Raw genomic sequence first — 1,031 nt, 5'->3', positions numbered from 1 at the left:
ACAGGGAGACGCGCTCGCGGTCCAGGTCGACCTCGAGAACCTCGACGGTGACTTCCTGGCCAACTTCGACAACCTCGGACGGGTGGTCGATGTGCTTCCAGGACAGCTCGGAAACGTGAACCAGGCCGTCTACGCCGCCCAGGTCCACGAAGGCACCGAAGTTGACGATGGAGGAAACGACGCCGGGACGGACCTGGCCCTTTTCCAGCTTGTTGAGGAACGTGGAGCGGACCTCGGACTGGGTCTGCTCGAGCCATGCACGGCGGGACAGCACAACGTTGTTGCGGTTCTTGTCCAGCTCGATGATCTTGGCTTCGATCTGCTGACCGATGTACGGAGCGAGGTCGCGCACACGGCGCATCTCGACGAGGGATGCGGGCAGGAAGCCGCGCAGACCGATGTCGAGGATAAGACCACCCTTGACAACCTCGATGACGGTACCGGTGACAACACCGTCTTCTTCCTTGACCTTCTCGATGTCGCCCCAGGCACGCTCGTACTGAGCACGCTTCTTGGAGAGGATCAGGCGGCCTTCTTTGTCTTCCTTGGTGAGCACCAGGGCTTCGACCTGATCGCCAACGGAGACGACGTCTCCGGGGTCAACGTCGTGCTTGATGGAAAGCTCGCGGGAGGGAATGACACCTTCGGTCTTGTAACCGATGTCGAGCAGGACTTCGTCGCGGTCTACCTTGACGACGGTACCTTCGACGAGGTCTCCGTTGTTGATGTACTTGATGGTGGCGTCGACAGCTGCGAGGAAGTCCTCAGCGGTACCGATGTCGTTAATGGCGACTACGGGGGTACCGGGCTTCTCGGTGGAGGTGATGGTCATGTAGTAGGGGCTCCGTTGTGGATAGTGAGTCGGTCAGGCAAACCGCTTCGCCAGCATTATGGAATGCAGGCCAAGAGCACGGCGTCACAGCAAGCGTTCCGCCGGGTCATCCTGATTTTGTGGATTGTAGATGCGCGCACGTAGTACGCGCCTGTTTAGTCTAGTCGTTTACGCGAATGCCGGTCAAAGCGCACGGGGC

At 59.7% G+C, this 1,031-nt stretch carries 1 protein-coding gene; it reads right to left on the bottom strand.

The genetic code is table 11. The annotated features are described in order from the left end of the window. Window positions 1-832: S1 RNA-binding domain-containing protein (locus LQV45_RS35445; protein ID WP_230012735.1), on the bottom strand; the 832-nt coding region annotated here is incomplete at its 3' end. Between the last annotated feature and the right edge of the window lie 199 nt (window positions 833-1,031).

It is taken from the genome of Microbacterium sp. Bi128, assembly GCF_918698205.1.
This window is presented reverse-complemented; position numbering and strand designations above follow the sequence as displayed.